General features: G+C 34.7%; 2 protein-coding genes. Both read right to left on the reverse strand.

The window, feature by feature from the left end; genetic code table 11:
• Window positions 1-426: 426 nt before the first annotated feature.
• Complete coding sequence (locus AFK68_RS00240) at window positions 427-618, reverse strand: hypothetical protein (RefSeq protein ID WP_094670714.1); 192 nt, start codon at window positions 616-618, stop codon at window positions 427-429.
• A gap of 338 nt (window positions 619-956) precedes the next feature.
• Entirely contained in the window at window positions 957-1,214 is a 258-nt protein-coding gene (locus AFK68_RS00245; protein ID WP_094670716.1) for a hypothetical protein, read from the reverse strand.
• Window positions 1,215-1,641: the final 427 nt, after the last annotated feature.

Below are 1,641 nucleotides of genomic sequence, written 5' to 3' on the forward strand. Positions count from 1 at the left end.
TAAATTCTAAATTCTTGAAATAGTTGGGGCGAGTTTATTTCATTGAATATTGATATGATTAATATTAACTGTAGCGTTACGCATTAAGGTGTTTGATATTTATAAATCCTGAGACTTTTTGAGAGTCTACTATTCCTTATTCCCTATTCCCGACTCAAGTAGTGCTATAGAACCCGCCCTTACTATTGCAACATTTTAAGTTTGTCATACTACTGCTGTAATTAGTGTAAAAATACTATAATTAGCGTTCATAATCTAGATATGAATTATAAATATTCACCCCCTTTCACTACTTGTTCCCGTTCCTATTGAGAAGGAACTACTCCCTACCCCCTAAATAGAAGACAGGGAAATCTTTTTACAACTATTGCCCGCTATATCAATGTCAAACATTGAGAAGTGAATAAAGACCACTTCAAAGTTACCTTAAACCTGGCGATCGCCACTAAAACAAGGAAGATATTTGTCAATCATTTCATCATTGATAACCTTTGTTTTCTCAGACAAGTTTGTTTTCTCAGACAAGTTAATTTGTTGTTGTTGTTTAGACTTACTACGCTCTAAATCGTATGCAATGATAGTATCAATTAAATAGCTGAGTTCTCCGTAATTAGTCATTTTGAAATTTTCCTTGAGTTCGTCATATTACTAATATCCCTTATTTTTAGGCTGGAAGCAGTGATATATATCCTCAGAATATGTGAAATTTATCCTAGTAAATTAATGAAATATATCAGTAGTTATGATGAGCTTAGTAGGATTTTTCTGTGACAATTTTCAAGTTTCTGTGTGATTAAACTCACTACCTAATTTCAGTTATCAGTTAGCCTCCTGTGGTCGTAACTGCGTTAACAGTTATCAAAAGCTTCCTTACCACAACCCTTGTAGAGACCTCCCATGGAACATCTATACTGTGGTCTACTAAATGGAAAAGGGTTGTCAAGACTGCTTCAAAGTTACCTCAAATCTGGCGATCGCAATCTACGATTCAAAAAAGGAAAATATTTGTCAATAAATTTTTGATTATTGCTAATCTGCTTTGTCTCAGGCAAGTTAGTTTGTTGCGGTTGTTTATACTGAGGACACTCTAAATCATTGGTCATCTGCTTTGTCTCAGGCAAGTTAATTTGTTGCGATTGTTTATACTGAGGACACTCTAAATCATTGGCAATAATAGTATCAATTAAATAGCTAAGTTCTCCGTAATTTGTCATCTTGAAATTTTCCTAAGTTCACCATAAATTATTATTTGTTATTTGTCGGTTGGAAACTGTGGTACTAAGTACGCTTTAGTAAGACACTTTATAGTATAATAATTATGGTTTGCTGAAAAAATCTTTTTTAGCGAGATGGGGAGATGGAGAGTAATTTTTTTGCCCAACGATGCGCCCAAAATACTAACTTTTTGAGCGTTTTAGACTGAAACAGGCGCACTTTTTAAGGGCAAAAAAAAGCTAAAGCTTTGATATATCAAAGCTTTTAGAATTAATCAGCAAGCCCTAATTATGGTTTGCTCAAAAAAGCAGTAGTGTGGGGAGGATGGGGAGGAAGGGCAGGGCAACGCACACAAAACTTAACAATTGAGCAAAAAAGCGATCGCACACTCAAGTGTTCAACTACCATTACCTGATTCAAGAGGAG

The organism is Hydrocoleum sp. CS-953, from assembly GCF_002260545.1.
Lineage (GTDB): Bacteria > Cyanobacteriota > Cyanobacteriia > Cyanobacteriales > Microcoleaceae > Trichodesmium.

Excerpts from the sequence above, each read along its gene's own strand:
- AFK68_RS00240 (WP_094670714.1), bottom strand. The coding sequence starts at position 618 with ATGACTAATTACGGAGAACTCAGCTATTTAATTGATACTATCATTGCA.
- AFK68_RS00245 (WP_094670716.1), bottom strand. The coding sequence starts at position 1,214 with ATGACAAATTACGGAGAACTTAGCTATTTAATTGATACTATTATTGCC.